Consider the following 23091-nt stretch of genomic DNA (forward strand, 5'->3'; position numbering starts at 1 on the left):
TTCAGGCTCCGGACATGCGCTGGCTGGGCAGTGTGCCGGCCTCCATGCGCTTCTTCACGTCGGCGCGCAGGAACAGCACGAAGATCCAGACGGCGACGAAGACCACGCCGATCACCAGGATCGAGAGGTGGATGAAGCCGCCGAGCAGCAGGGCCGCCTGCAGGGCCAGGTTGAACGGGATGGCCCAGGGGCGACGCTGCAGGCCCGCGCCCAGGAACATGATCACGGCCAGGCCGACGACGTAGAGGATCGACCACCAGCGCAGGCCGCCGCCGACCGCGCTGATCACGGGTAGCGCGAGCAGCACGGTGATGGCCTCCAGGACCAGGGTGCCGGCCATGACGCCGCGCAGGCCCTTCCACGGGTCGGTGGCGGGCGGCGGCACCTCGGGCTGGGCCTCGGGCTCGACGTCGGCACTCATGCGGGGTCCTTTCCGAACAGGCTGCGGGCCGCCCCGGCGGTGACGACGGAGCCGGTGATGACAATGCCCGCGCCCGAGACCAATTCGCCGTCCTCGCCGCCCTCGGCGAGGGCGATGGCGGTCTCGATGGCATCGGCCAGGTCGTGGGCGACGGCCACGCGTTCGTCACCGAAGCGCTGCACTGCCAGGTTGGCCAGGTCGTCGACGGGCAGGGCGCGCGGGGAGCCGTTCTCGGTGACGACGATCTCGTCGAAGACCGGTTCCAGGGCGTCGAGGATGCCGCCGGCGTCCTTGTCGGCCAGTACCGCGATCACACCCACCAGTTTGCGGAAATCGAATTCGCTTGTCAGCGTGGCGGCCAACGCTTGCGCGCCGTGCGGGTTGTGGGCGGCGTCGAGGAAGATGGTGGGCGCGCTGCGCATGCGCTCCATCCGGCCGGGGCTGACCGCGGCCGCGAAACCCGCTCGCACCGCGTCGATGTCGAGCTGGCGGGACGCGCCCGCGCCGAAGAACGCCTCGACCGCCGCGAGCGCCAGCACCGCGTTGCGGGCCTGGTGCTCACCGTGCATGGGCAGGAAGATCTCGTCGTACACGCCGCCGAGCCCCTGCAGTTCCAGCATCTGGCCGCCGATGGCGACGCGGCGCGAAAGCACTTGGAACTCCGAGCCTTCGCGCGCGACGGCGGCGTCCACCTCGACCGCGCGACGCAGCAGCACCTCCATGGCCTCGGGTTCCTGCTGGGCGATGACGGCGACGGTGTCGCGCGGGACGAGTTCGTCGGCGGGGGCCTTCTTGATGATGCCGGCCTTCTCCCCCGCGATGGAGGTCAGGTCGGGGCCCAGATAGTCGGTGTGGTCCAACCCGATCGGGGTGATGACGGCGACCTGTCCGTCGATCACATTGGTGGCGTCCCAGCGCCCGCCCATCCCGGTCTCGACCACGGCCACGTCGACCGGCGCTTCGGCGAAGGCCGCGTAGGCCATACCGGTGAGCACCTCGAACTTCGACATGGCCGGGCCGCCGGCGGCTTTGGACCGTTCGTCGATCATCTCGACATACGGCAGCAGCTCGCGGTAGGTCTCGACGTAGCGGCCGGGCGTGATCGGCGCGTTGTCGATGGCGATGCGCTCGGTGGCCAGTTGCAGGTGCGGGCTGGTGATGCGCCCGGTGCGCCGGTGCAGCGCCGTGAGCAGCGCGTCGATCATGCGGGTGACCGAGGTCTTGCCGTTGGTGCCCGCGATGTGAATGGCCGGATAGGACTGCTGGGGCGAGCCGAGTAGATCCATCAGGGTCGCGATGCGGGTCAGCGACGGCTCGAGTTTGGTTTCCGGCCAGCGCTGATCGAGTTCGGCCTCGACCAGCGCCATTTCGGCGAGGTCCACCGGCGAGGTGCCGCCGGCGCTCAGCGAGCCCTCCGCGTACTGACGTTCCGGTTCGTCGTTCACTTGGCCGCCAGCTTCGTGATCTCGGCCAGGCGGGCGGTGATGCGCTCGACATCGCTCTCGGCGATCTCCTTGCGCGCCTTGATCTTCGCGACCACCTCGTCGGGCGCCTTGGCCAGGAACGCCTGGTTGCCGAGCTTGCCGGTGGTGCCGGCCAGTTCCTTCTGCGCGGCCGCGAGATCCTTCTCCAGGCGGCGTCGCTCGGCGTCGAGGTCGACGGTCCCGGAGGTGTCGATCTCGACGGTGACGGTGGCATTGGTCAGGCGCACCTCGAGCGCGGCGGTGGCGGCGAAATCGTCGCCCGCCGCGGTGAGCTTGGCCAGGTTGGCGATGCTGGGCTGCTGGCCGGGCAGGTCGGCGGTGTCGATGCCGATCAGCTTGGCCGCCACCTTCTGGCTGTCGGCCAGGCCCTGGTCGGCACGGAAGCGGCGGATCTCGGTGATCAGCTTCTGGGTGTCCGAAATGCGCCGGGCCGCACCCTCGTCGGCGGCGGTGCCCGAGACCGTCGGCCACGCCGACACGACGATGGATTCGCCCGCCGCGCCCTCGGTCAGGGCCTGCCACAGGGTTTCGGTGACGAACGGCACGGCCGGGTGCAGCAGGCGCAGCACGGCGTCGAGGACATTGCCGAGCACGATGCGGGTGCTCGCGGCGCGTTCCTCGGACTCGGCGAACTGGACCTTCGCCAATTCCAGGTACCAGCTGCAGAATTCGTCCCACGCGAAGTGGTAGAGGCCCTCGAGCGCCTTGCTGAACTCGTAGCGGTCCAGTGCGGCGTCGACCTCGGCGATGACCTCGTCGCGGCGGTCGAGGATCCAGCGGTCGGCGTCGGTGAGGCTGTCGCGGGCGGGCAGCTCACCGGGCTGGGCGCCGTTCATGAGCGCGAACTTGGTGGCGTTGAACAGTTTCGTGATGAAGCTGCGCGACGCGGTCACGTGCGGGGTGCCGACCGACAGGTCGCCGCCGGGCTGGGCGCCGCGCGCGAGGGTGAATCGGGTGGCGTCCGCGCCGTATTCGTTGATCCAGTCCAGCGGGTCGATGCCGTTGCCGCGCGACTTGGACATCTTCTTGCCGAATTCGTCGCGAATCAGGCCGTGCAGGAACACATCCTGGAACGGGACCTGCGTGGTGTCGGCCGCCTTGCCGGCGGTGAGCACCGGGTCGTCGGAGACGAACATGCCGAACATCATCATGCGGGCGACCCAGAAGAACAGGATGTCGTAGCCGGTCACCAGCACGCTGGTCGGATAGAACTTGGCCAGCTCGGGGGTGGCGTCGGGCCAGCCCATCGTGGAGAACGGCCACAGGCCCGAGGAGAACCAGGTGTCGAGCACGTCCGGGTCCTGGACGTAGCCCTCGGGGGCCTGCTCGTCCGGTCCGACGCACACGATCTCGCCTTCGGGGCCGTACCAGATCGGGATGCGGTGGCCCCACCACAGCTGGCGGGAGATGTTCCAGTCGTGCATGTTGTCGACCCACTCGAACCAGCGCGGTTCCTGGCCGGCCGGATGGATTTTCACGTCGCCGTTGCGCACGGCGTCGCCGGCGGCCTTGGCGATGCCCTCGACCTTCACCCACCACTGCATCGACAGCCGCGGTTCGATGGGTTCGCCGGAGCGCTCGGAGTGGCCGACCTGATGCAGGTACGGGTACTTGCGACCGACCACGCGGCCCTCGGATTCGAGCCGCTCGCGGATCTTGACCCGCGCCTCGAATCGGTCCATGCCGTCGAATTCGGTTCCGCTGTCGGCGATCTTGCCGGTCTTGTCCATGATGGTCGGCATGGGCAGGTTGTGGCGCAGGCCGAGCTCGAAGTCGTTGGGATCGTGCGCCGGGGTGATCTTGACCGCGCCGGAACCGAATTCGGGGTCCACGTAATCGTCGGCGACGATCGGGATCTGACGACCGGTGATCGGGTGGTAGAGCGTGGTGCCGACGAGATGCCGGTACCGCTCGTCGTCGGGGTGCACGGCCACGGCGGTGTCGCCGAGCATGGTCTCCACCCGCGTGGTGGCCACGATCACGTGCGGCTCGTCGTCGTTGAGCGAGCCGTAGCGCAGGGAGACGAGTTCGCCCTCGACCTCCTTGTGGTCCACCTCGAGGTCGGAGATACCGGTCTGCAGCACCGGCGACCAGTTCACCAGGCGCTCGGCGCGGTAGATGAGCCCCGCGTCGTAGAGGCGCTTGAAGATGGTCTGCACCGCGCGCGAGAGGCCCTCGTCCATGGTGAAGCGGTCGCGGCTCCAGTCGACGCCGTCGCCGAGGCGGCGCATCTGGCCCTGGATCTGGCCGCCGGATTCGCGCTTCCAATCCCAGACCTTGTCCACGAACAATTCGCGGCCGAAGTCCTCCTTGGTCTTGCCGTCCACGGCGAGCTGCTTTTCCACCACGGTCTGGGTGGCGATGCCCGCGTGGTCCATGCCCGGCAGCCACAGCACCTCGAAGCCCTGCATGCGCTTGCGGCGGGTGAGCAGGTCCATGAGGGTGTGGTCGAGGGCGTGGCCCATGTGCAGGGTGCCGGTCACGTTGGGGGGCGGCAGCACGATCGAGTAGGCGGGCTTGTCGCTGCTCGCGTCGGCGGTGAAGTAACCGGCGGCTACCCAGCGCTCGTACAGGTCGGCCTCGACGTCGCTGGGGTTCCAGCTCTTGGGGAGGGCATCGGCACGATTACGTGGGTTCTCAGAGGCTGCGCTGGTCACCGTGTGATTCTAAAGGCCGGGATTATGGCCCATCGACCGGGTTTTTGTATAGGCCCGAGCGGGCACGGAAGCGGCGGTCCACAGACGAGCCGGAGGGCTGCATCGGACAAGCCGAAGGGCGAGGCTTCCGGCGGATGAGGGACGCTGGAAGCCTCGCCCTCGAACTTCAGCGTACCGCCGTTTCGGCCCCTATCCCCGGATCCATAGGCAATTCTCAGGATCTGGCCCAAATGGGCCAGGGTAGACCAGCTTTCGTTGCATCGAGGTTGCGTCGGGCGCATTGTTTTCACGTCGTGACAGGACCGTTGCGAGGCCGGCTGCGGGTAGCCTCACGGGTATGAATCCGATTGTCGCGCGGCTGATGTCGACGGTGGGTGGACAGCTCGGCAACCCCCACGGCGTCCTCGGCAAGGGCGTGGCCCGTTTCCTCAACCGCGGCAATCGGCCCATGATCGAGGCGGCGGTGGCCGCGGCCGAGGTCAGCGGCGCGGACGCCGCCGCGGATATCGGCTTCGGCGGCGGCATCGGCCTCACCCTGCTGCTGGCCCGGGTGGGCAGCGCCGGCACGGTGACCGGCGTCGAGCTCTCCCCCGACATGTTGCGCCGCGCCCATTCGGTCTTCGCGCACGATCTGTCCGCGGGCCGCCTCAAACTCACCGCGGGCTCGCTGACGGATCTGCCGCTGCCCGACGCCTCCATGGATGCCGTGATCACCTGCAACACCGTCTATTTCGTGTCCGATCTGGAGCGCGCCTGCACCGAACTGGCCCGCGTCCTACGCCCGAAGGGACGCCTGGTGATCGGCATCGGCGATCCGGACGTCATGGCCAAGATGCCTTTCGCCCCCTACGGTTTCATCCACCGCCCGGTGCCCGAACTGATCGCCACCATGCAGCGCGCCGGGCTGACTGTCGACCATCGCGACGTGGCCGGCAAACCGATCCCCAGCCACCTGCTCATCGGCCGGCCCACCGACGCGTGACGCGCGAGATCGCCCGGTCGAAGCACGTGTCGTAATCCACTCGCGACGGCGTGCGTGAGCCGGGTCGCTTTCCTCTTGCCACCTCTAACTGCGGTGATGTTTTCTGGCTATCGGCTGGCGCCATTCGTCATCAGTTCACCGCGGTACCGAGACAGCTCCCAGGGACCAGGGTCCCGTTCAGGAAAGCGAGTCATCATGCGCGTTCGAACCTTCGCCGCTACGGTCGCCACGTTCGCAGGCCTCGGCCTCGCCGGTCTGGCGGTGGCCGGGAATGCTTCCGCCGCAACACCCTTCGTGATTCCGCAGATCGGTGCGGCCGGGGTGGAACTGTCCCATCAGGAGACGCAGTCGCTGGCGAGCGGGCCGCTGCCGGGGCTCGTGGACCATTTCGCCCCCACGGGCGCGGTAACCGTTGCGCTGCAACCGGATTCGGCTCTGCCGCAGGACGAGGACTACATCTACGCGGATATGCCGTCGATCGTCGGCGAGGCCGCGTCCCGGCCGGACGGTTCGGTGGATCTGGTGGTCGCGCCCGAAGGGCTGGCCGTCGTTCAGGTGTGGTGAGACACCGGGATCCGCACCGCGGGTGCGCCCTATGACCGAAAGGCATGGGGCGCACCGCTGTATCGGGGCCGAGTCAGGGCACCAGAACGTCCAGTACACCCGGGTGGGCGCGGAAGTGGGCCGGCAGCAGGCCGACGGGATCACCGTCGGCGGTGGCCGGAGCGCCGGGAGCCGTCAATCGGAACTCGCGGGCCTGGTACTGGACCATGGCCGGGTGGTCGACGCGCTTGCCCGACGACAGCGCCGGCAGCAGGCGCAGCATCTCCCGGCGGGACATGGCGCCGACCACGGTCAGGTCGAGCAGGCCGTCGTCGACGAGTGCGTCGGGGGCCACCAGCATGCCGCCGCCGTAGGTGCGGGTGTTGCCGACCGCCACCATGACCGCGTCGAGTTCGATGACGGTGCCGTCCTGATGATCGGGCGAGCCGGTGAGTTCGATGCGGTAGGGCACGGCCAGCCGGCCCGCGAGTTCGAGCAGCGCCGCGACGGTGTAGCGCGAGGGCCCCTTGGGCCAGCGCAACTCGTTGGCGCGCAAGGTGACCCGGGCGTCGAGTCCGGTGCCGGTGACGGTGGCGAACCAGACCGCGCGCCCGGACTCCTCGGTCTCCACCGTGCCCAGATCGATGGTGCGCGTCTTGCCGCCCAGGATCGTGGCGATCGCGCCGACGGTGTCGTCGGGGATGCCGAGTTCGCGGGCGAGATCGTTGCCGGTGCCGCCGGGCACCAGGCCCAGCGGGACGCCGGTGCCGACCAGCGCCTGCAGCACCACGCAGGTCAGGCCGTCGCCGCCCGCGGCCACCACGGCGTCGGGCCGGACGTCGGGATCGGCGAGCGCCTTGCGCACCAGCCGCTCGGTGTCGGCGGCCGAGACGCCCTGGATCTCGGTGACCTGGATATCGTGCCCGTCGAACCGGCCGGCCGCCTCGACGGCGACGAGCGCGCCCTTGCCGTGACCGGACAGCGGATTGGTCACCAGGGCGACCGAACGGATGGTGCTCACGGAATCAGCTTCCCAGGGTTGAGGATTCCGGCGGGGTCGACGGCGTTCTTCACCGCCCGCAGCACCCGCACGCCCAGGTCGCCGATCTCGTCGGTCATCCACGGCCGGTGGTCCGCGCCGACGGCGTGATGGTGGGTGATGGTGCCGCCCGCGGCCACGATGGCGTCACCGGCGGCCCGTTTGGCCTTGGCCCACTGCGTGATCGGATCGTCGGCCTGCTTGCCGACGACGGTGAAATACAGTGACGCGCCGGTCGGGTAGGTGTGCGAGATGTGGCACATGATCAGCGCCGGGGTGCCCTGCGTGGTGAGCGCGTCGGTCAGCGCCGTGGTCACGGCGGCCTTGAGCGTGGCGAGATTCGCCCAGTTGGTGGCGGTTTCGAGGGTTTCGCACAGGACGCCCACGTCCAGCAGCGCGTCCCGCAGGTAGGGGGCGGCGAAGCGGCCGTGCTCCCATTCCCGCGCCGGCTTCTCACCGAGCGCGGTACCACCGGCCGCGGTCAGCAGTGCCGACGCCTCGGCGCTGCGGGCCGCGACGTGCGCGGCGGTGCCCTCGAAGGTGGTGACGGCCAGGCAGCCGCCGACGGCCGCCCCGCCGATGTCTCCGGCGCGCGCCAGGTTCAACCCGGTTTCGGCCTCGTCGGACAATCGCATGACCGTCGGTGCGGCGCCGGCCTGGATGACGGTGCGCAAAGCGGCTGCGCCGGTGGCGAAGTCGGGGAACGACCAGGCCTGGTAGGCGGTGGTCTCCGGGATCGGGTGCACGCGCAGGGTGACGGCGGTGATGATGCCGAGGGCGCCCTCCGAGCCGGAGAACAGTTCGCGCAGATCGGGTCCGGCCGCGGAGGCGGGCGCGCGACCCAGGTCCAGGTCGCCCGCGGGCGTCGCGATCCGCAGCCGCATGATCATGTCGTCGAAGCGCCCGTATCCGGCGGAGGCCTGCCCGGAGGAGCGGGTGGCCGCGAAGCCGCCGATGGTCGCGAATTCGAAGCTCTGCGGGAAGTGACCGAGCGAAAGCCCGTGGCGGGCAAGCAGTTCCTCGGCCTGCGGGCCGGACAGGCCCGCGCCCAGGGTGGCGGTGCCGCTGACCGGGTCGACGTCGGTGAGGGTGTCGAGGCGGCGCAGGTCCAGGGCGAGGACGGCCGGGAAATCACCGCGCGCCGGGTCGAGACCGCCGACGACGCTGGTGCCGCCGCCGAACGGCACGACCGCGATCGTCTGGGCGGCGCAGTACTTCAGCACCGCGAGAACTTGAGCGTGGTCGGCGGGGAAGACGACGGCGTCGGGCGCGTCCTGCTCGCCGTCGGCGCGGCGGCGCAGCAGATCGGGCGTGGATTTGCCGCCGGCGTGCAGCAGGCGGTCGCGATGGTCGAGCGACAGGTGATCGGCTCCGACCACCGCGACGAGCCCGGCGTGCTGTTCCGGCGTGAGCGCCGAGGCGCGCAGTGGCACGTCGCCCTCATCGCGACGGGTCACCGGCTCACCGGACACCCCGAATACCTGTGCGAGCAGGCCCCGAATCTGCTCGGGCAGCGGTGTGTGCCCGGACGGGGAGCCCCAGGCGTCCCACACCATACTCGCGCGGGCCCGCGGCTCGCCCGGGTTCGCTTCGATGTCGCCGCCGGGCGAGGCAGGGGCTGCTTGTGTGTCGACCATGCGTTACAGTCTGACATAGAATGTCAAGCAGTAACGAGTACTACTCTCCGGTGGTGCCAGCCATGAGTTCGACCGAATCACCCTCCGCCGTCGATCGGGCCATCCTCGACGCGGCGCGCGCCTGCGTGGCCGAGTTCGGTGTTCGCCGCACCACTCTCACCGAGGTGGCCCGCCGCGCCGGCGTCAGCCGCCCCACCGTCTACCGCCGCTGGCCCGACACCGGCTCCCTGGTCGCGGATCTGCTGGTGCGCGAGCTGCGCGAGATCATCGCCGACACCGCCCCCACCACCGGCACCGCCCGCGAACGCCTGGTCGGCGCGATCGTCGGCGGCGGCGCCCGCATGCGCCGCAACCCGTTGTTCGCCAAGATCTTTCGCGCCGACACCGACATCATGCTGACCTACGTCTTCGAACGCCTGGGCCGCAATCAACGCGCCCTCATCGACTTGTTCGCCGAGGCCATCCGAGAAGGCCAATCCGACAACTCGATCCGCGAGGGCGACCCGAACCAACTGGCCGCCATGCTCCTGCTGATCGCCCAGTCGGCTGTCCAATCGGCCGGCACCTACGAACCGGTCCTCCCCGACCTGGACGCCGAACTGACCCACGCCCTCCACGCCTACCTAACCCCCACTCCCCCTCGCTGAACGGTCTTTTGAGAGGTACTCATGGATTGCATTACTGGTCGCGGTGATTCGGCGCTCAATGACGGGCGGCGGCGGAGGGAATTGGGTGCGCTGGGGGACGGGGCGGGGATCGATGTGCTTGTGGTGGGGGGTGGAATCACCGGGGTCGGAGTCGCTTTGGACGCGGCTTCGCGGGGGTTGCGGACCGTGCTTGTCGAGAAGCACGACTTCGCGTTCGGGACCAGTCGGTGGAGTTCCAAGCTGGTGCACGGGGGGTTGCGGTATCTCGCGAGCGGAGGGGTCGGGATCGCGCACGAGAGTGCCGTCGAGCGCGACATTCTGTTGACGCGGACCGCGCCGCATCTCACGCGGGCGCTACCGCAGGTGGTGCCGTTGCTGCCGAATATCGGTGCGGCGCAGAAGGTGCTGGTGCGGGCCGGGTTCGTGGCCGGGGATGTGCTGCGGCGGACGGCGGGCACATCGGCGGCGGTGCTGCCGCGCTCGCGACGAGTGGCGGCGGCGGAGGCGGTGCGTCTCGCGCCGACCGTGCGGCGGGCGGGGCTGCGGGGCGGATTGCTGGCGTGGGATGGGCAATTGGTGGACGACGCGCGGCTGGTGGTGGCGATCGCGCGCACCGCCGCCCGGGAGGGCGCGTCGGTGCTGACTCGGGTCGAGGCGGTGAACGTCACCGGCACCTCGGCCACGTTGCGGGACACGCTGACCGGTGAAACCGTGGACGTGACAGCGCGTTCCGTCGTCAATGCGGCGGGCGTGTGGGCCGATCAGGTGGATCCCAGCATCGAGTTGCGGCCCTCGCGCGGCACCCACCTGGTGTTCGACGCGGCCGCGTTCGGCGGGCTCACCGCGTCGTTGACGGTGCCGATTCCGGGCAGTACCAGCCGTTTCGTCTTCGCGTTCCCGGCCGCGCACAACCGGGTGTATCTGGGTCTCACCGACGAGGAGGCGCCGGGTCCGGTGCCGGATGTCCCGCACGCCACCGACGCCGAAATCGACTTCCTGCTCGACACGGTCAACACGGTGCTGCGGGAACCCTTGCGCCGCGCCGATATTCGCGGGACCTTCGCGGGTCTGCGGCCGCTGCTGCGCACGGGCGGCGACAGCACCGCCGACATCTCGCGGGAGCACGCGGTCCTCACCTCGCCGACCGGGGTGGTGACGGTGGTGGGCGGCAAGCTGACCACCTACCGCAAGATGGCGCAGGACGCGGTCGACGCGGCGGTCGCGCACGCGCAGCTGCCCGCCGCACCCTGCCGCACCCGCGAGCTGCCGCTGGTGGGCGCGGTGCACGGCGCGGCGCGCGATGCCATCGCGGCCCCGCCGCGACTGATCGAGCGCTACGGCAGCGAGGCCGCCACGGTGCTCGGTCTGGCGCAACGGGATCCGGCGCTGTCGGTCGAGGTGGCGCCCGGAATGGATGTCATCGCGGCCGAATTCGCCTTCGCCGTCGCCTGTGAGGGCGCGCTCGACGAATCCGATCTGCTGGACCGCCGCACGCGCATCGGCCTGGTCGAATCCGACCGCAAGGCGGCCGAACCCGCGGCCCGCGCCGCCTTCGACCGCGCAAGTTCATGACAGCGCCTAGTTCATGACGGCGCAGCCCGAACCGGAGGGCAGACCGACGCCGACGAAGATGTCCACGTAAGGAAAGACGTCCTCGCTGTCCGGGTGGTACTGCCAGATCTGAATGCGATGCAGCCCGACGGTGGTCGGCGTCCAGCGCAGCTGGGCGACGGCACCGGACGGCTTGGCGATGCCGATCGGAACGCTGTTGTCGTAGAAGACGACCGGCGTCACCGGATCGTCGACGCGGCCGTCGAGGTCGTAGCTGCAGCCGGTGCCGTAGTTGGTGGCCGAGCCGAAGCTGATCCCCGGGTCGATGCCGACCCGGGTGGCGGTCGCCCCGGCCGGTGCGGCCAGTGCGGCGACGGTCGCGAACGCGGCGCAACCGACCGCCGCGGCGGTGGTGGTCCTGATGATCGTGCCCATCATGGTTCGATCCTCACCCGCGGACCTGGACAATGGGTGGCATTGCGGCAATCTGTCCGGTTCGGTGTCGCCGGCGAACGATCCGGGTACCTGCGAGGGCGCGACGAAGCGCCCTATGCTGGGCTGCGATGGGCGAGCGCCGGGAGAGGGAGGCGCGAATGGGTCGAATTCCGACGACGGTCGGATTGGTGTCGGGGACGGGCCTGGTCGCCCGCTTCGGGAACGTGGTCCTGTTCCTGCACGGGGACAGCGCGTCCACCGAACGCATCCTCGGGGCCGCCGAGGCTGCGGCGAGTGCCGCCGATCCGGGAGTGGCGGTCGCGCAGCGGCTGGCGGCGACGGTCTTCTCCGCCGGGGCCACCCCGCCCGCCTTCGGTGTGATCGCGCCCACCGCGGACGGCCTGCTGATCCTGTTGCGCGGCGCGACGACCGCGGCGGTCGACGGTCCGGAGGGCGCGCGGTCGCTGTCCGGGGCGCGGGCCCTGACCTGGGTCGACGAGATCGTGCGGGATCCGGTGCGGCGGCTCACCGTCCGGGCCGAGACCGCGGGCGGCGCGATCGCGCACACCGATCTGCGCTCGGGCGTGGTGGTGGGCGGCGGCTTCGTCGTGCACGCCCCGGTCTCGGGCGTGACCGCGCCCCCGCCACCGGGCACCGCCCCGCCGAAGGAATCGCCCGCGGGCGAGAACCCGCCGTCAGCCGCGAAAACCGGTCGTGGACAGGTGGTTTCCTCGACACCGGACCGTGCCGCGGAGCCGTCGAACCCCCGCGCTGTCGCCACCACGCCCGCGCCGGGTTCGCGGCCGGCCGCCGATTCCGGAGCGCATCAGCGGCCGCGTCCACTGGATCAACGGGTGCGGATGGACGCGCGGTCCGATCCCGCACCCGAGACCCGCGCGACTCCGGCGGTGGAACCGCAGCGGCCGTCCGGTCCCCGCGCGGCCCGTCCCGACCTGGTCAAAAGGGATGGCGCGGAGCCGGGTTCGACGCCTCGGCTGCCGGGTCCGGAGCAGCGGGCCGCCGACGCGGATCGCGCGAATCGTCCCGACCCGGATGATCAGCCGCCGACCGCCGCCTACGTCTCCGATCTCGAGGAGGCCGCGCCGCACGCGCAGGCCGCCGCGCCGCCGACCACGTCCGCGGTGCCGACCGCCGACGGGGTGCTGACCAGTGCCGAGGGCGCGGTGTATCCGCTGGATCGCCCGTACGTGATCGGCCGGGATCCGATGATCGACGAATCGGTGCGACGGGCGGTGGCCTCGCCGATCGTGATCGCGCGGGATCGGCACGTGTCGCGCGTGCACGCGCGCGTCTATATCGAGAACGGCCTGGTCTACGTGCGCGACGCCGGAACGCCGGGTGGCACGTTCGTGGCGGCTCCCGGTGCGCCGGACTGGGTTCGGGTGGGGCAGCGAGCCATGGAGTTGAAGGTCGGCTGGAGTCTGCGCATCGGGGAGAAGGTGCTCACCTACCGCGCCGGGTAGGTGCGAATCTCATTGCAGGACCGACCAGTCGCCTCGCTGTAGCGCGTGCCGGGCCGGCGGCGGAATCTCGCGCCGGGCGCGCACGGCCTGCTGGGCGGCCGCCACGTCGGCCGGGTGGTGGCCCAGCACGATCGCGCCCACGGCCCGACCGCCGGAGAGCACCAGGCGGCGGTAGGAGGGCCGAGGTGAGGCGTCGACCACGATCACTTCGTCGCGCTGTCCCGGCTCGACCTGCCCGACGCTGAACAATTCCAGGCCCACGCCCTTGAGGATGGTGGCGGGTGTCTCGGCGGTCAGCGCCTGATCACCGCCGAGCGCGTTGACCGCGGCGGCCTGTGCCTGTTCGGCCGCGATCGGCCACAGCCCGAGCACCCGCTCGCGATGTTCGGCGACATCGCCGGCCGCGTACACGTGCGGCACCGAGGTGCGCATGCGATCGTCCACGAGAATGCCGCGCCGCACCGGAATTCCGGCCCGCGCGGCCAGTTCGGTGTTGGGTCGGATGCCGATGGAGGCGAGGAACACCTCACAGGGCAGCACCGTGCCGTCCTTCAGGACGACGGCGCGGACCGGGTCGGCCGGATGCGCGCCGCCGGGTCCCGCCGTGATCGGAGTGCGGGCGAGCACGGTGCGGGCGTCGCGGGCGATCGCGCCGCGCGGATCGCCGGTCAGCGCGGCCGCCTCGGCACGATGCCGGACCTCGATGCCCGCGCGGGTGAAATGCTCGAGCACGATGGCCGAGGCGCGCGCATCGAGTTGCTTGCCGAGCAGGCGCGGACCGCGTTCCAGCACGGTGACCCGTAATCCCAACTGGTGCAGGGCGAATGCCGCCTCCAGCCCGAGCAGCCCACCGCCGGCGACGACCGCGCGCGTGCACGATCGCTGCTGGGCGTAGGCGCGGATGTTCATCGCGTCCCCGGCCTCGCGCAGGACGAAGCTGCCGGGCCGGCGCAGTCCGTCGATCTCCGGCAGGGCGGCGGCGGCCCCGGTGGCGAGGATGAGCCGGTCGTAGGGCAGCACGTCCCCGGTGCCGAGACGCACCCGCTGGGCGCGCGGATCCAGCTGGACGGCAAGGGTATTGAGCCACGGATGGATGCGATGCTCCTCGTACCACTGTTCGGGCAGCAGGTGCAGGCCCTGCATGGCGGAGCGGGCGGGGATCAGCCGGGAGATGCCCATGCGGTTGTAGAAGTCGTGGGATTCGCGCCCGATCAGGTGGATTTCGCAGTCGGGGTGGCCGCGGCGCAGGAAGTCGGCGGCGGTGACCCCGGCGATGCCGTTGCCGATGACGACCAGGCTCACCAGCGAGCGGTCGAAGACGGCCGGGCGGGCGCCGAGTCCCTGGCCCGGTTCGGGGGTGAGCGACACCCGCACCCCGCCGCCGTCCACCCGGGCGCAGCAGGCCAGGCGGGTATTGGCGGCGAATCCCAGTCGCCGCAGGGTGTTTCGCTCATCGGAGGTGGGTTCGCACAGCCGGTCCGCGCCGTCGAGGATCGCGACCGGGTCCGCCCCGCAGACGCCCATGCGGCAACCCGATTCCAGCGGCAGCCCGGCCCGCTCGGCCAGTTCGAGCAGGCTCGCACCGGATTCGGCCGCCACCGCCGTGCCGTCGAACTCGACGGTGGCGCCCGGGGTGGCGATCTTCTCGGTGTCCGCGCGCAGGCGTGGCAGCGGCAGCAGCACGGGCGCGGTGCGGGTTCCGGTGGTCAGCGCGTACTGCAACTCGCTGACCCGGGTGCGGGCCAGGAACAACACGGTGGCCGCCAGCACGAAAACGCTGATCGGCCACCGCAACCAGGCCACGCCCACGCCGGTGAGGGTGGTGAACGCACCGAGCAATACCGGTCCGGCGAACCAGTAGAACGCGTTGAGGGCCACACTCGCGTACACCGCCGACAGCATGGCCGGGCTGATACCGGTCAGCGCCTCCAGCGCGAAGAACCCCCCGACCGCGACCAGCACCGCCACCGCCAGCGCCAGATACCGATTCAGCACCGGCAGCTCGGGATGCGCGGCCAGCAGCATGAATCCGAGCACGAATCCCGGCAGGGCCGCCACGAACAGTTTGCGCGGCGCACTCCACCCGCGTTCCGGGTCGGCCATATCGGCCTGGTAGGCGGCCCGCGGTTTGAAGTCGTAGCAGTTCTTGGCGCAGCCGACGCACGGCCGGCAATGATTGTTGGCGATGGTGACGAACGGCGTCTGCCCGTAGGCGCGTTGCAGCGGGAACAGCGGGCAGATGCTGCTGCACCAGCCGCTCTTGCCCTTGAAGGCGACACCGCCGGTGAACGCGGCCAGCAGGACCGCGCAAAGCACTGCGCCGGTAGCGATTCCACTGCGATCCAGGCCCGCCAGCCGGGATCCGGCGATGCCGAAGAACAGGGCGACGGCCACCAGATACCCGCGCCGCTGCATCCACCCCGGCGGCGTGGCGGCGCGGGTGAACCCGAACAGCCGCGGCAGCTGATTGGTCGCGGCCAGCGGACAGGTGTTGCGCCACAGGCCCGGTGCGATCAGGAACAGTCCCGGCAGGATCGGGACCACCACCTTGAAGAACCAGAACAGTCCGGCGGCGGGCCGCACGAACATCGTGACGACGAGCGTCAGAAACAGGCCGATGCTCACGAATCGCGCGGCCTGCCACACCGGCAGCGGGATGCGGCTGGGCAGTTCGGTGAAGGCGGGGAACAGGTTTCGCTCGCCGGTCGGGTCGATACCGAGAACCCGGTTGGCGACGGTCACCCAGCGCGGCAGCGCGGCCTCGGGGCCGGGCGGGCGCGGGATCGGCCCCGACGGCCCGAGCACGGTGTCCGAATGCTGGTGCTCGCCGACCTCGAGGGTGGGCAGGTGCAGCACCAGGATCTCGGTGCGGCCCAGCCGCACCACGTCACCGGCGGCGAGTTCGCGTCGGCCGGTGAGGGCGACGCCGTTGACGGTGGTGCCGTTGCGGCTGCCCAGATCCACCACCGACAGGGCCGTCGGGGTGGGCACCAGTCGCAGGTGCCGGCGCGAAACCCCGCTGTCGGACAGGACTTCGTGGCTGTCCGCGCGGCCGAAGACGATCGGCTCGTCCGGCAGTCGCCGCCGCGCGGGCCGCCCCCACTCCCGGATTTCGATGACCGGCCGTCCCGCCATTGCCGCACCCGCTTCCCCATCGCCGCCGGATATGCCGCGCTCTCGCGTTTATCGCGCGCATCCGGGTCGACCATTACCGTCACCGAGTGTCCGCCGCCGCGATACCGCCTGCGGCGCAGGGAATCACGCCGAACTCCGCCGCCCCGAGCGGTCCGAATACGCATGGTCGTGCATCGGCGTCACCTCGCTGATTCGATGGTAAGGCCAGGCAGCCCCGCCCAAGCGGGTACCGACTGGGACGCGATCCCCGCCGAAGAGGACAATCGGCACCATGCATCGTGCCGCGCCGAAGAGCGACATCGACGAGTCGGAACTGACGGTCACCGCGCCGAAGACCGAGGCCGCGGGCGTCAAGGCGGTCACGGTCGCGCTCGAGCGCGCGGTCGAGGAGATGGGCGTGGTCCGCACCGCCCGCACGCTGGCGCGGGTGAACCAGCGTCACGGATTCGATTGCCCCGGCTGCGCCTGGCCGGAACCGACCGGTCGGCGGCGTCCGGCGGAGTTCTGCGAGAACGGCGCCAAGGCCGTCGCCGAGGAGGCGACCCTGCGCACCGTCACCCCCGAATTCTTCGCCGCGCACAGCATCGACGAGCTCGCGGGCAAATCCGGCTACTGGCTGGGCCAGCAGGGCCGACTCACCCACCCGATGGTGCTGCGCGAGGGCGACACCCACTACACCCCCATCGCCTGGGACGACGCCTACCGCCTGATCGCCGAACAGCTGAAGGCCCTGGACTCCCCCGACGAGGCCGTCTTCTACACCTCCGGCCGCACCGCCAACGAGACCGCCTTCCTCTATCAGCTGCTGGTCCGCAGCTTCGGCACCAACAACCTGCCCGACTGCTCGAACATGTGCCACGAATCCTCGGGCACCGCGCTCACCAGCTCGATCGGCATCGGCAAGGGCTCGGTCACCATCGACGACTTCACCAGCGCCGACCTGATCATCGTGGCCGGGCAGAACCCGGGCACAAACCATCCGCGCATGCTCTCCGCCCTGGGCGACGCCAAGGCGCACGGCGCGAAGATCATCGCCGTCAACCCGCTGCCGGAGACCGGGCTGCTCGGCTTCAAGGACCCGCAGACCGTCAAGGGCCTCACCGGCGGCGTCAGCATCGCCGACGACTTCCTGCAGATCCGTCTCGGCGGCGATATGGCCCTGTTCCAGGGCCTGGGCAAGCTGCTGTTCGACGCCGAGGACCGCGCGCCCGGCACGGTGGTCGATCGCGCCTTCGTGGACGCGCACACCGCGAGCTTCGCCGAATACGAAAAGCACATGCGCGCGGTCGATCTCACCGTCGTGGAGCGGGCGACCGGGCTGAGCCGCGACGACCTCGAGCGCACCGCGCGGCTGCTGGCCGAATCCAAGGCCGTCATCATCTGCTGGGCCATGGGCCTGACCCAGCAGGTGCACGGCGTCGCCACCATCGAGGAGGCCACCAACCTGCTGTTGCTGCGCGGCATGATCGGCAAGCCGGGCGCGGGCGTCTGCCCGGTGCGCGGCCACTCGAACGTGCAGGGCGATCGCACCATGGGCATCTGGGAGAAGATGCCCGAAACCTTCCTGGCCGCCCTGGACCGCGAATTCGGCATCACCAGCCCGCGCGAGCACGGCTTCGACACCGTCAACGCCATCCGCGCCATGCGCGACGGGCGCGGCAAGGTGTTCTTCGGCATGGGCGGCAACTTCGTCTCCGCCACCCCCGACACCGAGGTCACCGAGGCCGCACTGCGCAATTGCGAACTCACCGTGCAGGTTTCGACCAAACTCAACCGCAGCCACGTGGTGCACGGGCGGACCGCGCTGATCCTGCCGACCCTGGGCCGCACCGACGAGGACACCCAGAACGGTGTGCGCCAACAGGTTTCGGTCGAGGACTCGATGTCCATGGTGCACCTGTCCACCGGCCGGCTCACCCCGGTCAGCGACGAGCTGCGCAGCGAGGTCGCCATCGTGTGCGAGCTCGCGCAGCAGCTGTTCGGCCCGGATCATTCGGTGCCGTGGGCCGAACTCCAGCGCGACTACGACAAGATCCGCGACGCCATCGCCCAGGTCGTGCCCGGCTGCGCCGACTACAACGCGAAGGTACGGGGGCGCAACGGTTTCCAGCTCCCGCACCCGCCCCGCGACGCCCGCGAGTTCCGCACCGCCACCGGCAAGGCCAATTTCGCGGTCAACGATCTGCATTGGCTGCCGGTCCCCGAGGGACGGCTCATCCTGCAGACCCTGCGCAGCCACGACCAGTACAACACCACCATCTACGGCCTCGACGACCGCTACCGCGGCATCCACAACGGCCGCCGCGTGGTGCTGGTCAATCCGCAGGACATCACCGCGCTCGGTTTCGCGGAAGACGATCTGGTGGACGTGATCTCGGAGTTCGGCGACGGCACCGAACGGCGCGTCACCGGATTCCGCCTGGTCGGCTACTCGACCCCGCGCGGCAATGCCGCCGCCTACTATCCGGAGACCAATCCGCTGATCCCGCTCGACCATGTCGCCCTGCGCTCGAACACGCCGGTCTCCAAGGCGGTCACGATCCGGCTCGAACCCCACGTCCACACCGCATGAGCCGAGTCACCGCCCGCCGCCGCACCCTCCGCATCTCCCCCACCGGCGTCGTCACCCGGCCGGACACCCTGGCGGTCGAGGAGCCGCTCGAAATCCGCACGGGCGGACAGTCTTTGACGGTCACCATGCGCACCCCCGGCGCGGATATCGACCTGGTGCACGGGTTCCTCTACGCCGAGGGCATCATCGACTCGGCCGAGGACATCGTCACCGCCCGCTACTGCGCGGGCACCGACGAGAACGGGCAGAACACCTACAACGTCCTGGACGTCCAGTTGCGCCGGCCCGTCCCCATCACGCCCCGCCCGTTTCTGACCAACAGTTCGTGCGGCCTGTGCGGCAAGACCGCCCTCGACGAGGTGCGCACCCGGCTGCGCTACCCGATTGCGGCGGGCACGCCGCGTCTCGACGTCGACACCCTCGCCAAGCTGCCCACCGAATTACGGGCCCGGCAGCAGGTTTTCGACGCCACCGGCGGCCTGCACGGCGCGGGCCTGTTCACCGCCGCGGGCGAGGCGCTGGCCGTGCGCGAGGACATCGGCCGCCACAATGCCGTCGACAAGCTGATCGGCTGGGCCCTGCGCGAGAACCGGCTGCCCGCCAGCGATCTCGTACTCATGGTCAGCGGCCGCGCCTCCTTCGAACTGGTGCAGAAGGCCGCGGCCGCCGGAATTCCGATCCTGGGCGCGGTCTCGGCCCCCAGCTCGCTGGCCGTGGATCTGGCCGCCGAATCCGGGCTCACCCTGGTCGGCTTCCTGCGCGGCGAGTCCATGAACGTGTACTGCGGGGAGGATCGTCTCGCGCTGTGAGGCGCGGTGATTCCACCGGGTGAGGCAGCGGGGTTCTTTTGCGGCCCTCGGCTGTTAGGCTCCGCTCTAGAACACGTTTCACTTTTGATGGGAGTCTCTCCATGGCAGCGCAGCCCCGGGATGTGGTTGAGCAGTACGTGAAGTTGGTGGCCACCGGTCCGACGTCCGCGATCGTGGACCTCTACGCCGAGGACGCGGTGGTCGAGGATCCGATCGGCACCCCCGAGCGCCGCGGCCACGAGGCCATCGGCGAGCTCTACAAGGCCCTCGAGAACCTCGAGCGCGAGACCGAACTGCACACCGTCAAGGTGGCGGGCAATCAGGTCGCCGCCTCGTTCACCCTGGTCACCGTGTCCAACGGGCACCGCATGACGCTCTCGCCCATCGACGTGATGGAGTTGAACGACGCGGGCAAGATCATCAGCATGCGGGCCTACTGGGGCCCCGACGACCTGAAGATGGAGCAGATCTAACACCGGGCCTTGTCCCCGCACCCTCCCCGAATTACGGTGTCAGCACAGTGATTCGGCGAGGGTGGGAGGGCCGATGCGGATCTCTTTGCACGGCAGCGGCGACGGGCTGCGGATCAATATGCGGCTGGAGATCAACCGGCGCCGCTGGATCGCCCTGCTGACCATGCTGGCGATACTCGCCGTCATCGGCGCCTACACCGGCCTGTGGGCCGTGGTCGCCCCCGAATCGTTCTACGACAGCTTCCCCGGCCTGGGCCTGCACTGGGTGCGCGTCGACGGGCCCTACAACCATCACCTCGTCGGCGATGTCGGCGCCTTCTTCCTGGCGCTGGCGGCCATCTCGGGCGCCGCGATCTGGTACCGCGACAGCGTCATCGCCCGCATCGCCGGCTTCGGCTGGCTGGTCTTCGGCGTCCCGCACCTGATCTACCACCTCATGCACCGACCCGCCGAGCTGAGCGGGTTCAGCCTCACCCTCTCGCTGCTGTCGGTGCTGCTGCTCCCGGCCCTCGGGCTGGCCATTCTGCTGGTCGCGCCGCGCGAGCGCTTCCCGGTCCCGGAGCCCGCGCCCCTCACCCTCAAATTCCCCCGCCGCCAGCCCCCCAAGCGATGAATTCTCCCGCGCCGCACCGTCGTAACAGGTGACCCGAACACACCGATTTTCGGAGTAGCGGAGTAAAGGTTCAACGGCGAACCAGGAGGATCAACGGCGATCCTCGCGAAGGGCGCGATCGGCACCACCGACCGTCACCGACTCCAGAGGCTCTCCCTCGGTGTGATCACCCACCAACGGACAGCCCGGGCAGACCGTCGGATGATCCCAGCGGGGGGTTCACCACGGCGGCCGGCCCGCGCCCTGGCGGCCCGAAGACCGAAACGGCTCCGCGAGAAGGATTCTCGCGGAGCCGTTCGCTGGTATGAAGAGCCCCTAGGCCGACTTCTCGCGGCGCTCGGGGGTCTGGCGCTTGCGGGGCACGATCGTGGGCAGCACGTTGTCGTTGACCGTGTCGGCGTTGACGACCACCTTGGCGACATCGTCGCGGCTGGGGATGTCGTACATGACCGGGAGGAGCACCTCCTCCATGATGGCGCGCAGACCGCGGGCGCCGGTGCCGCGCAGGATCGCCTGATCCGCGACCGCCTCCAGCGCGTCCTGGGTGAACTCCAGATCCACGCCGTCCATCTCGAACAGCCGCACGTACTGCTTGACCAGTGCGTTCTTCGGCTCCGCCAGGATGCGGACCAGCGAGTCCTTGTCCAGGTTGGTCACCGAGGCGACGATCGGCAGCCGGCCGATGAACTCGGGGATCAGACCGAACTTGATCAGATCCTCCGGCATGACGTCGGCGAAGTGGTCGGCGGTGTCGATCTCGACCTTGGAGCGGACCTCCGCGCCGAAACCGATGCCGCGCTTGCCGACCCGGTCCTGCACGATCTTCTCGAGCCCCGCGAACGCGCCCGCCACGATGAACAGCACGTTGGTGGTGTCGATCTGGATGAACTCCTGGTGCGGGTGCTTGCGACCGCCCTGCGGCGGCACCGACGCCTGCGTGCCCTCCAGGATCTTCAGCAGCGCCTGCTGCACGCCCTCACCCGACACGTCGCGGGTGATGGACGGGTTCTCCGACTTGCGGGCGATCTTGTCGACCTCGTCGATGTAGATGATGCCGGTCTCGGCGCGCTTCACGTCGTAGTCGGCGGCCTGGATGAGCTTCAGCAGGATGTTCTCGACATCCTCGCCCACGTAGCCGGCCTCGGTGAGCGCGGTGGCGTCCGCGATGGCGAACGGAACGTTCAGCATCTTCGCGAGCGTCTGCGCGAGATAGGTCTTGCCACAGCCCGTGGGGCCGAGCATGAGGATATTGGACTTCATCAACTCGACGGCTTCGCCGCGCGAATCACGGCCCTTGTCGCCGGCCTGAATTCGCTTGTAGTGGTTGTATACCGCCACTGCCAGCGTCCGCTTCGCGGCGTCCTGCCCGATCACATACTGCTCGAGGAAATCCCGGATTTCCGCGGGCTTGGGCAACTCGTCGAGCTTGACCTCGCTGGATTCGGCGAGCTCTTCCTCGATGATCTCGTTGCACAGGTCGATGCACTCGTCGCAGATGTACACCCCCGGTCCCGCAATGAGTTTCTTGACCTGCTTTTGGCTCTTCCCGCAGAACGAGCACTTCAACAGATCGCCGCCATCACCGATGCGCGCCATCTCCTGGGTCCCTACTTCCTTGTCCGCGTGCAACCGTCTGTCCCCGGTTGCCGGCGAGCTGCCTTCTTCGAGCGTATGCCGCGACCCCTGAGTTTGCGGATCCGGCAATTCGGCTGTGTGTATCCCCGGCACCCGCGAGGGGCACCCGTGTTGGATCCAATAGCTGGGCCGACAACCACGAGCAAAGGTCCCTAGAGTGACCGTACCCGCTTCTCGTGACCGAGGTCGACAACTTGGGCACGTTTCTCACCGGACATGTGCGTGGACTCACCCCTGCCCTGGGCGGCGGGATACCTGACAAAGATCGGATACCCCGCCTGCCCGCGAATTCACTTCTGGGCGCTGAGCTTGCGGTATTCGAACACCGTATCCACGATCCCGTATTCCTTCGCCTCGGCGGCGGTCAGGATCTTGTCGCGGTCGGTGTCCTTGCGGATGGTGTCCGCGTCCTTGCCGGTGTGGCGCGCCAGCGTGGTCTCCATCAGCCGGCGCATGCGCTCGATCTCGGCGGCCTGGATCTCCAGGTCGGAGACCTGCCCCTGGATGCCGCCCGAGGTGGACGGCTGGTGGATCAGCACGCGGGCGTTGGGCAGCGCGGCCCGCTTGCCGGGGGCGCCGGCGGCGAGCAGCACGGCCGCGGCCGAGGCGGCCTGGCCCAGGCAGACGGTCGCGACGTCGGCGCGCACGTACTGCATGGTGTCGTAGATGGCCATCAGCGCGGTGAAGGAACCACCGGGCGAGTTGATGTACATGGTGATGTCACGGTCGGGATCCAGGGATTCCAGCACCAGCAGCTGCGCCATGATGTCGTTCGCGGAGGTGTCGTCCACCTGCGCGCCGAGGAAGATGATGCGCTCCTCGAACAGCTTGTTGTACGGGTTGGACTCCTTGACACCGAAGCTCGAGTGCTCGACGAACGACGGCAGGATGTAGCGGCCCTGCGGCATCTGCATCTGGTTGAGCGAGGAACCGGCGGCGGCGAAGGTGATGCCCGCGGCCCGCGGATCGATCAT

The 23091-nt window shown here is 69.7% G+C and carries 18 protein-coding genes; 9 read left to right on the forward strand and 9 right to left on the reverse strand.

The window, feature by feature from the left end; genetic code table 11:
• Window position 1: 1 nt before the first annotated feature.
• From D7D52_RS09825 to D7D52_RS09835, 3 genes are all read right to left on the reverse strand, one after another.
• On the reverse strand, window positions 2–421 hold the full coding sequence (locus D7D52_RS09825) for a DUF4233 domain-containing protein (protein WP_120736035.1): 420 nt from the start codon (window positions 419–421) through the stop codon (window positions 2–4).
• Entirely contained in the window at window positions 418–1788 is a 1371-nt protein-coding gene (gene folC, locus D7D52_RS09830) for a bifunctional tetrahydrofolate synthase/dihydrofolate synthase (RefSeq protein WP_120743966.1), read from the reverse strand. The genes D7D52_RS09825 and folC overlap by 4 nt, the downstream gene beginning before the upstream one ends.
• A 74-nt stretch (window positions 1789–1862) precedes the next feature.
• A complete protein-coding gene (locus tag D7D52_RS09835; protein ID WP_120736036.1) occupies window positions 1863–4562 on the reverse strand; it encodes a valine--tRNA ligase in 2700 nt (899 codons plus the stop codon).
• Window positions 4563–4899: 337 nt separating this feature from the next.
• Between D7D52_RS09835 and D7D52_RS09840 the strand changes: the two genes are divergently transcribed.
• Both D7D52_RS09840 and D7D52_RS09845 read left to right on the forward strand, forming a co-directional pair.
• Complete coding sequence (locus D7D52_RS09840) at window positions 4900–5544, forward strand: class I SAM-dependent methyltransferase (RefSeq protein ID WP_120736037.1); 645 nt, start codon at window positions 4900–4902, stop codon at window positions 5542–5544.
• A 195-nt stretch (window positions 5545–5739) separates the two neighbouring features.
• A complete protein-coding gene (locus D7D52_RS09845) occupies window positions 5740–6108 on the forward strand; it encodes a hypothetical protein (RefSeq protein ID WP_120736038.1) in 369 nt (122 codons plus the stop codon).
• Between the two features lie 73 nt (window positions 6109–6181).
• Here D7D52_RS09845 and D7D52_RS09850 read toward each other — a convergent pair whose 3' ends face one another.
• Together D7D52_RS09850 and D7D52_RS09855 are read right to left on the reverse strand one after the other, a co-directional pair.
• Window positions 6182–7108: a diacylglycerol/lipid kinase family protein gene (locus tag D7D52_RS09850; RefSeq protein WP_120736039.1), complete on the reverse strand. Its 927-nt coding sequence runs from the start codon at window positions 7106–7108 to the stop codon at window positions 6182–6184.
• Window positions 7105–8682 (reverse strand): FAD-binding oxidoreductase, encoded by a 1578-nt coding sequence (locus D7D52_RS09855; RefSeq protein WP_120736040.1) that lies wholly within the window; start codon window positions 8680–8682, stop codon window positions 7105–7107. The genes D7D52_RS09850 and D7D52_RS09855 overlap by 4 nt, the downstream gene beginning before the upstream one ends.
• 101 nt (window positions 8683–8783) lie before the next feature.
• Between D7D52_RS09855 and D7D52_RS09860 the strand changes: the two genes are divergently transcribed.
• Both D7D52_RS09860 and D7D52_RS09865 read left to right on the forward strand, forming a co-directional pair.
• Window positions 8784–9410, forward strand: coding sequence for a TetR/AcrR family transcriptional regulator (locus tag D7D52_RS09860; RefSeq protein WP_425464619.1), 627 nt, complete (start codon window positions 8784–8786; stop codon window positions 9408–9410).
• Window positions 9411–9431: 21 nt separating this feature from the next.
• Window positions 9432–10982, forward strand: coding sequence for a glycerol-3-phosphate dehydrogenase/oxidase (locus D7D52_RS09865; protein ID WP_120736042.1), 1551 nt, complete (start codon window positions 9432–9434; stop codon window positions 10980–10982).
• Window positions 10983–10988: 6 nt separating this feature from the next.
• Here D7D52_RS09865 and D7D52_RS09870 read toward each other — a convergent pair whose 3' ends face one another.
• Window positions 10989–11399, reverse strand: coding sequence for a hypothetical protein (locus D7D52_RS09870; protein ID WP_120736043.1), 411 nt, complete (start codon window positions 11397–11399; stop codon window positions 10989–10991).
• 155 nt (window positions 11400–11554) lie between these two features.
• On the opposite strand from D7D52_RS09870, the gene D7D52_RS09875 reads away from it, so the two are divergent.
• A complete protein-coding gene (locus D7D52_RS09875) occupies window positions 11555–12880 on the forward strand; it encodes an FHA domain-containing protein (RefSeq protein ID WP_120736044.1) in 1326 nt (441 codons plus the stop codon).
• A 9-nt stretch (window positions 12881–12889) separates the two neighbouring features.
• On the opposite strand, the gene D7D52_RS09880 is transcribed toward D7D52_RS09875, so the two are convergent.
• Entirely contained in the window at window positions 12890–16015 is a 3126-nt protein-coding gene (locus tag D7D52_RS09880) for an FAD-dependent oxidoreductase (RefSeq protein WP_120736045.1), read from the reverse strand.
• 271 nt (window positions 16016–16286) lie between these two features.
• On the opposite strand from D7D52_RS09880, the gene D7D52_RS09885 reads away from it, so the two are divergent.
• From D7D52_RS09885 to D7D52_RS09900, 4 genes are all read left to right on the forward strand, one after another.
• A complete protein-coding gene (locus tag D7D52_RS09885) occupies window positions 16287–18587 on the forward strand; it encodes an FdhF/YdeP family oxidoreductase (protein WP_120736046.1) in 2301 nt (766 codons plus the stop codon).
• On the forward strand, window positions 18584–19396 hold the full coding sequence (gene fdhD / locus D7D52_RS09890; protein ID WP_120736047.1) for a formate dehydrogenase accessory sulfurtransferase FdhD: 813 nt from the start codon (window positions 18584–18586) through the stop codon (window positions 19394–19396). Before D7D52_RS09885 ends, fdhD begins: the two co-directional genes overlap by 4 nt.
• A 101-nt stretch (window positions 19397–19497) precedes the next feature.
• Window positions 19498–19869 (forward strand): nuclear transport factor 2 family protein, encoded by a 372-nt coding sequence (locus D7D52_RS09895; protein WP_120736048.1) that lies wholly within the window; start codon window positions 19498–19500, stop codon window positions 19867–19869.
• A 73-nt stretch (window positions 19870–19942) separates the two neighbouring features.
• On the forward strand, window positions 19943–20482 hold the full coding sequence (locus D7D52_RS09900) for a hypothetical protein (protein WP_246023733.1): 540 nt from the start codon (window positions 19943–19945) through the stop codon (window positions 20480–20482).
• A 315-nt stretch (window positions 20483–20797) separates the two neighbouring features.
• On the opposite strand, the gene clpX is transcribed toward D7D52_RS09900, so the two are convergent.
• Entirely contained in the window at window positions 20798–22078 is a 1281-nt protein-coding gene (gene clpX / locus D7D52_RS09905) for an ATP-dependent Clp protease ATP-binding subunit ClpX (RefSeq protein ID WP_040806157.1), read from the reverse strand.
• Between the two features lie 329 nt (window positions 22079–22407).
• Complete coding sequence (locus D7D52_RS09910) at window positions 22408–23031, reverse strand: ATP-dependent Clp protease proteolytic subunit (protein WP_120743968.1); 624 nt, start codon at window positions 23029–23031, stop codon at window positions 22408–22410.
• Window positions 23032–23091: the final 60 nt, after the last annotated feature.

This window comes from Nocardia yunnanensis, assembly GCF_003626895.1.
Taxonomy (GTDB): Bacteria; Actinomycetota; Actinomycetes; order Mycobacteriales; family Mycobacteriaceae; genus Nocardia; species Nocardia yunnanensis.